Raw genomic sequence first — 7,821 nt, 5'->3', positions numbered from 1 at the left:
GATGGCCAGTCGGGAGGCAAGCGTCATCTTGGCGTTCGCGCCGTCTCGTTACCGCCTTGGTACGCATCCGGGCAGGACCGGCGACGCGTTCTTTGTATCATGGGCCCGGCGCAACATTGCCGGCTGGAACAGAGGATGCCGATGAGCGCTTTGCGGCGTCAAGACAATCCGTGACCGCCGCGAGCAAGGCGGCCGGCTTAAAGGGCTTTTGCAGGCCGCTGACGGCGCCGAGCCTGGTTGCCATGGTCAGAAAGTCCGGACCCGTGGCGGGATCCGGCTCGATCGGGCGGCCGGAGATCACAATGATCGGGATCAGCGGCTGCAACTGATGAATGAGCCGCATGGTTTCCAGTCCGTCCATTCCCGGCATGAAGATGTCGAGAAACAGCAGATCGAAATTCTCGGCTTCGAATATCGTCAGTGCCTTGCGGCCGTCGCCGGCGACGACGACGCTGTGGCCGGCCCGTTCCAGCAGCAGCCGGCTGGTCGCCTGAACGGCGATGTCATCGTCGACGATCAGGATTTTTGCCAAGAGCGAATCTTTCGAGCGCATGGAATGTGTCAATGCTGGGTTGTGAATCCGTTGCCTGCCACGCGCAAGCCTTTCTTCGGCAACACGCACGCCATGTTGTTGAAAAAGCAATGCATCGAGTTGCGGCTATGCCCGTTACAGGGCAGACGGTGTCGGACGCCATCTTTGCAGCCTATGATTCGGCTCGCTTCAGCAACGTGGAACTCGTGACGGTGATTTCATACCGTATGCCGTAGTTGCACGGGTTCCATATTTCACGCGCTATTCGCGCCGACGCGATCCGCCGGGTCCCGCCAATAGGATTGCAGCGTCAGCGCTGTCGTAAAGATGACCCGGCCCGCCTCATCGCGCACGCGCACCAGATGAACAGGGGCGGTTCATGGTCACTGCGATGAGCCGATCGGCGCCGGAGCGGGTCGGCGGGGGCTTGCCTGCCGCAGACCGGCTGTGAGATGACCTGACTGGTCTCGAACAGGTGTGATCATGGCAGATAAGAGGAAACCAAAGGAAGCGCTCCGCAGCGCGCGCTGGTTCGCGCCCGACGATTTGCGCGCCTTCGGCCATCGCTCGCGCGCGATGCAGATGGGCTACGCGCCGGAGGAGTGGAAGGACCGTCCGGTGATCGCCATCCTCAATACCTGGTCGGACGCGCAGCCCTGCCACATGCATTTCAAGTCGCGCGTCGACGACGTCAAGCGCGGCGTGCTGATGGCCGGCGGCTTCCCCCTGGAATTGCCGGCGCTGTCGCTGTCGGAATCGTTTTTGAAGCCGACCACCATGCTCTATCGCAACATGCTGGCGATGGACGCCGAGGAATTGTTGCGCGGCCATCCCGTCGACGGCGTGGTGCTGATGGGCGGCTGCGACAAGACCACGCCGGGCCTCTTGCTCGGCGCCACCAGCATGAACCTGCCGGCGATCTATCTGCCCGCAGGTCCCATGCTGCGCGGCAACTGGAAGGGCAAGACGCTGGGCTCGGGGTCGGATGCCTGGAAATACTGGGACGAGCGGCGCGCGGGGAAAATCTCCGACAAGGACTGGGTCGATGTAGAGGCCGGCATCGCCCGCAGCTACGGCACCTGCATGACCATGGGCACCGCTTCCACCATGACCGCGATCGCCGAAGCGATCGGCATGACGCTGCCAGGCGCGTCCTCGATTCCGGCCGCGGACGCCGGCCACATCCGCATGGCTTCCGAATGCGGAAGGCGCATCGTCGATATGGTGTGGGAAGATCTGACGCCGAAAGCGATCCAGACCCGAAAAGCATTCGAGAACGGCATCACGGTGGCGATGGCGATGGGCTGCTCGACCAACGCGATCATCCATCTGATCGCGCAGGCGCGCCGCGCCGGGCAGGACATCGGGCTCGACGATTTCGAGATCGCCAGCCGCAAGGTGCCGGTCGTCGCCAATGTGCGTCCGAGCGGCGACAAATATCTGATGGAGGATTTCTTCTATGCAGGCGGATTGCCCGGGCTGATGAGCCGGATCAGCGATCGCCTGCATCTCGATTGCGTGACGGTGACCGGCAGGACGCTCGGCGAGAATATCGCGGGCGCGGAGGTCTATGATGACGATGTCATCCGCACCGTCGAAAATCCGATCTATGCCGAGGGCGCGCTCGCCGTGCTCCGCGGCAATCTCGCCCCCGACGGTTGCGTGATCAAGCCTTCGGCCTGCGAGCCGCGCTTCCTCAGGCACACCGGCCCCGCTTTGGTGTTCGACGACTATCCTTCGATGAAGAAGGCGATCGACGATCCCGATCTAGACGTCACGGCCGATCACGTGCTGATCCTGCGCAACGCGGGGCCGAGAGGAGGGCCGGGCATGCCGGAATGGGGCATGCTGCCGATCCCGGCCAAACTGGTAAAGCAGGGCGTGCGCGACATGGTGCGGCTGTCGGATGCGCGCATGAGCGGCACCAGCTACGGCGCCTGCATCCTGCACGTAGCGCCGGAATCCTTCATCGGCGGTCCGCTGGCGCTGGTGCGAAACGGCGACCGCATCACGCTCGACGTCGCCGCCCGCACCATCAACCTGGATGTGCCGGAAGCCGAACTGGCAAAACGCCGCGCCGAATGGCAGCCGCCGGAGCGGCGCTTCGAACGCGGCTATGGCTGGATGTTCACCCGGCACATCAGGCAGGCCAATGAGGGCTGCGACTTCGACTTCCTCGAAACGTCATTCGGCGCACCGGTGGGAGAGCCCTCGATCTATTGAGCTGACCCGTCGTTCCGGGGCAAGGCGAAGCCTTGAGCCCGGAACCTCGAGATTCCCCGATGTGCAATTGCACATCTGAGGTTCGCGCTTCGCGCGCCCCGGAATGATGGAGGACAGGTCGGCGCTCATGACCAAAATCGGGAGTCACTCACACCTCGCCCTGCTCCGCCATTCCCACCGCCCACAGCGCAAACGCGTAGGCGATCGCGACTTCGTCGAGCCGGTTGAATCGGCCGGACGCGCCGCCGTGGCCGGCGCCCATGTTGACACGCAGCAATACCGGTCCGCCGCCGGTCTTGGTGGCGCGCAGCCGCGCGATCCATTTCGCCGGCTCCCAATAGGTGACGCGCGGATCGGTCAAGCCGCCCATCGCCAGGATCGCGGGATACTCCTTGGCAGCGACGTTGTCGTAAGGCGAATACGACAAGATGGTCTTGAAATCCTTCTCGCTCGCGATCGGATTGCCCCATTCCGGCCATTCCGGCGGCGTCAGCGGCAGTGTGTCGTCGAGCATGGTGTTGAGCACGTCAACGAAAGGCACCTCGGCGACGATGCCGGCGAACAGTTCGCCGGCGCGGTTGGCGACCGCGCCCATCAGCATGCCGCCGGCGCTGCCGCCATGGGCGACGATGCGCTTGGTTCCGGTATATTTTTCCGATATCAGCGCCCGCGCGCTGGCGGCGAAATCGTCAAAACTGTTGGTCTTCTTCTCGCGCTTGCCGTCGAGGTACCAGCCCCAGCCCTTGTCCGTGCCGCCCCGGATATGCGCGATCGCATAGACGAAGCCGCGATCGACCAGCGACAGCCGGTTGGCTGAGAACGACGCCGGCATCGCCATGCCGTAGGAGCCGTAGCCGTACAAAAGCAGCGGCGCGTTGCCATCGCGCTTGAGGTCTTTGCGATGCAGGATCGACACCGGCACCTCGGCGCCGTCATGCGAAGTGGCCATGATGCGGGTGGTGACGTAATCGGCCGGGTTGTGACCTGAGGGAATTTCCTGGCGCTTGCGAAGGGTGCGCGTGCGCTTGCCCATGTCGTAATCGTAGACTTCCGACGGCGTCGTCATCGACGAATAGGAGAAGCGCAGATTGGTCGTGTCGAATTCATAGCCGCCCATGGTGTCGAGCGAATAGGCCGCCTCGTCGAAGGCGATGGCGTGTTCGTCGCCGCTTGTGAGATCGCGGATGATGATGGAAGGCAGCGCGTTGGCGCGCTCCAGCCGCACCATGTGGCCGGCATAGAGTTCGACATCGAGAATATAGATGCCGGCGCGGTGCGGGATCAGTTCGCGCCAGTTGGCGCGCTCGGGCGAAGCGAGCGGCGCGGTGACGACCTTGAAATCGATCGCGCCGTCGGCATTGGTGAGGATGAAAAGCTCGTCGCCCCGGTCGGCAAGCGAATATTGCACGCCGGTCTGGCGCGTGGCGACGAGGCGCGGCGGCGCCTCGGGGTTGGCGAGATCGATCAGCCGCTGTTCGGAGGTTTCGTGGTCGCCGCCCGCGATCACGCAGAACCGGCCGCTGGAACTTTCATGGAGATGCGTGAACCAGCCGGCATCCAGTTCTTCATAGACCAGCGCATCATCCGCCTGCTTCGTGCCGAGGCGATGGCGCCAGACCTGCATTGGGCGGTGATTGTCGTCGAGCTTGACGTAGAAGAAGCTCTTGCAGTCGATGCTCCACACCACCGCGCCGTCGGTTTCCTCCACGAGGTCATCGAGGTCTTTTCCATCAGCCCAGTCGCGCACGCGAATCGTGAAATATTCCGAGCCGTTGATGTCGGCGCTCCAGGCCTCGAGCTCGTGATTCGGCGAGTGCCTGGCGCCGCCGAACTTGAAATATTCCTCTTTTTCCGCGAGCTGGTCGCCGTCGAGCACGATCCGGATCTCGCCGCCGTCGCGCGGCATGCGGCCGAACATCTCATGCTGGCCGCCCTCGCGGAATTTGCGCAAGTACGCGTAAGGCCCGTCCGGCGACGGCACGCTGGAATCGTCTTCCTTGATCCGCCCGCGCATTTCCGCAACCAGCGTCTTCTGCAAGCCGCCGGTGTGGCCGAGCAGGCTTTCGGTGTAGGCGTTTTCGGCTTCGAGATATTCTCTGATATCCGGGTCGAGCACGGCGGGGTCGCGCAGCACTTCCTGCCAGCTTTCGTCTTTGAGCCAGGCAAAATCGTCGACCACGGTGGTGCCGTGGGTGGTGAATGAATGCGGCCGGCGCGGCGCGATCGGCGCGGGCAGGGAACTCTTCTGGTCCATCGGTATGTCACCTGATTCTTGTCGTGCGCGCGGGCAGGGCCGCGGTCCTCAATGCCATATCGGCTCTCGCCAGCGGATTGCCAGATATGCCGCCCTCGCGCCAGAGCCGCGCACGGCTTGTTGACCGCCACTTTGTATGGTTAGGCTTTTCGGCCCGCGCGCCGAGACAGCGAATTATGCTCTTCAACTCCTACCCGTTTATCTTCCTGTTCCTGCCGGTCGCCCTGATCGGCTATTTCGTGCTGGGCCGGTTCAGCAATCTGGCGTCGGTGGTCTGGCTGGCGCTGGCGTCGCTGGCCTTTTACTCCGTCAGCAACTGGCAATTCGTGGCGCTGCTGCTCGGCTCGATCGCGTTCAACTACCTGATCGGCTTCCTGTTGATCACAAGCCCGATGCGCAACCGCCTGCGGTTCGCGGTGCTCACGCTCGGCGTCGCCGGCGACCTCCTGGTGCTCGGATATTTCAAATATGCCAGCTTCCTGGCCGCCAACCTCAATGCGCTGTTTTCCGCCGGGCTGACGGTCAACGTCCTGCTGCCGGTCGGGATATCCTTCTACACCTTCACCCAGATCGCCTTCCTGGTGGACGCCTACCGGGGCAAGGTCGCAGGCTACCGGTTGCCGCACTATGCGCTGTTCGTCACCTATTTTCCGCATCTGATCGCGGGACCGATCCTGCACCACAAGGACATGATCCCGCAGTTCGAGCGGGCGGAAAGCAAGCGGCCGAATGCGCATCTGATTCTTTGCGGCCTGATCATCTTCGCCATCGGCCTGTTCAAGAAGACCTGTCTCGCCGACGGCATCCAGCCCTTTGTCGCGCTCGCCTTCGGCCCGGCGATGCCGTCCTTCGCGCAGGCCTGGATCGGCGCGCTGGCCTACACCTTCCAGCTCTATTTCGATTTCTCCGGCTATTCCGACATGGCGATCGGAATTTCGCTGATGTTCGGCGTGTTCCTGCCGCTGAATTTCAATTCGCCGTACAAGGCCGCCAGCATCGTCGATTTCTGGCGGCGCTGGCACATGACCCTGTCGCAATTCCTGCGCGACTATCTTTATATCCCGCTCGGCGGCAATCGGCGCGGCCCGGCGCTGCGTTACGTCAACCTGATGATCACGATGGCGCTCGGCGGGCTGTGGCACGGCGCGTCCTGGACATTTGTGGCGTGGGGCGTGCTGCACGGGATGTATCTCTGCGTCAACCACGGCTGGAGCAATTATGGTCCTTCGATCGGGCCGCGCTACGCGCCCGCAGCCAATCTTGCCGCGTTCGTCCTGACCTTCCTAGCGGTCGTTGTCGCCTGGGTGTTCTTCCGGGCCGACAGCATGGCCTCGGCGATATCAATCCTGTCGAAGATGGCAAGCCCGGCTCACATCGACTTGAGCTACCGCGAAATGCTGGCTGCCGCCATGGTCGCAGGTTATGCCCTGCTGGCCTGGTTCGCGCCGAACACGCAGGAGATCATGGGTTACGATCACCACAACAGGACCGTGGGCGAAGCCGTCAGCGCATGGCCGCAGCGGCGATCGTTCATCTATGCGAGCGCCGCGCTGCTGGCCTTCGCGATACTCGGGATCCAGCAGCACAGCGAATTCATCTACTTCAGGTTCTGATGAGCGTACCCGCCAAAAACCTGATCCGGTTTGTTGCCGCGGGGCTGACCGCGGCGCTTCTGATTGCGGCGTTCAATTTCGTCATCGACCCTCTGCAGCTGTTCGGCCGTTTCCAGTTGGGCCGTCATTGGTACAACCCCGACAGCCGGATGCAGGATGCCGGCCTCATTCGCACCCAGCATTTCGATACGGTATTCATGGGTACCTCGCTCGCGGTGCATTTCCGCCAGAGCGAGATCGACAAGGAGCTGGGGGTCAAGTCCGTGAAGCTGGCGATGTCGGGATCGACCTCCGTCGAGCAAAGTTTCGTGCTCGACGCCGCGCTTCGCCGCCATCCCAGGCTGGTCATCTGGCAAATGGACGACTGGATTTTCCGCGACGCTCCCGATATCGCCTCCGACGCTTATATCCCGGCCGATCTCTATCGGATGAACGCGAAGGGGATCGCGGGGTATCTGTACAGCCTGGAAACCGCGCGCGAGTCGCTGTGGATCGCGCTTCGCGGGTTCAAGCCGTTGGAAGCCGTCGCGCACGGGCTGTCCGCCGCCCAGTATCTGAAATTCCAGGTAGACGATCTGAATGAGCTGAACGCCTTTCCGGCCTATATCGAGCTTTCGACCGCCTACAACTCGGCCAAGGCGCGGGCCTCCTTCGCGCATTTCCTGAAAGCCCCAGGCGAGATCGCCGCGGGCTACGACTATGCCGCGATGGTCCGCAATTTCGAACGCGATGCGGTCGGCCTGATCGCCGGACATCCCGATGTGACCTTCGACATCTACTTTCCGCCTTATTCGATCCTGCAATTCGTGTCGATGCGCGATGCCTCGCCGGCGACACTGAAGATCGTCTACGATTTCTCCGCCTACGCCAATCGCAGGCTGACGTCGTTGCCGAACGTCCGCCTGTTCGATTTTCGCGACGCCAGGGAAATAACCCACGATCTGAACAATTATGCGGATGTGATCCATCATTCGCACGCGATCGATCTGAAGCTCTTGTCCTGGCTGGCGGCTGGCGATCACCTCGTCAGCCGCGAGGCACCCACCGCATCGGTCGAACGGCTGAAGGCGCAGGTCGAGGCCTACCGGTTCGACAATGAGGAACGTTAGCCGGGATGTGCCGGTTTCCCTCTCGTCATGGCGAATTCAACCAAGTCTGATCCGAATGAGCCCAGCTGCCAAGAATCTGCTCCGGCTATC

Annotated in this window: 5 protein-coding genes; 3 read left to right on the top strand and 2 right to left on the bottom strand. The window is 62.6% G+C overall.

Features of this window, described 5'->3' with window-relative positions; all coding sequences use genetic code 11:
* Positions 1-97: 97 nt before the first annotated feature.
* Positions 98-532: a response regulator gene (locus QZ213_RS21215; protein WP_291688057.1), complete on the bottom strand. Its 435-nt coding sequence runs from the start codon at positions 530-532 to the stop codon at positions 98-100.
* 483 nt (positions 533-1,015) lie between these two features.
* Between QZ213_RS21215 and araD the strand changes: the two genes are divergently transcribed.
* The gene (araD, locus tag QZ213_RS21210) at positions 1,016-2,755 is read left to right on the top strand and encodes an L-arabinonate dehydratase (RefSeq protein ID WP_291688056.1); all 1,740 of its coding nucleotides are present in this window, start codon (positions 1,016-1,018) and stop codon (positions 2,753-2,755) included.
* Positions 2,756-2,903: 148 nt separating this feature from the next.
* On the opposite strand, the gene QZ213_RS21205 is transcribed toward araD, so the two are convergent.
* Positions 2,904-5,009 carry a S9 family peptidase gene (locus QZ213_RS21205; protein WP_291688055.1) on the bottom strand — a complete coding sequence of 702 codons (2,106 nt, stop codon included), beginning with the start codon at positions 5,007-5,009 and terminating at the stop codon, positions 2,904-2,906.
* 176 nt (positions 5,010-5,185) lie between these two features.
* On the opposite strand from QZ213_RS21205, the gene QZ213_RS21200 reads away from it, so the two are divergent.
* Positions 5,186-6,622: an MBOAT family O-acyltransferase gene (locus QZ213_RS21200; RefSeq protein ID WP_291688054.1), complete on the top strand. Its 1,437-nt coding sequence runs from the start codon at positions 5,186-5,188 to the stop codon at positions 6,620-6,622.
* Positions 6,622-7,731, top strand: a complete 1,110-nt coding sequence (locus QZ213_RS21195; protein WP_291688053.1) for a hypothetical protein — start codon at positions 6,622-6,624, stop codon at positions 7,729-7,731. The genes QZ213_RS21200 and QZ213_RS21195 overlap by 1 nt, the downstream gene beginning before the upstream one ends.
* Positions 7,732-7,821 lie beyond the last annotated feature (90 nt).

Source organism: Bradyrhizobium sp. (assembly GCF_017881085.1).
GTDB lineage: Bacteria > Pseudomonadota > Alphaproteobacteria > Rhizobiales > Xanthobacteraceae > Bradyrhizobium.
This window is presented reverse-complemented; position numbering and strand designations above follow the sequence as displayed.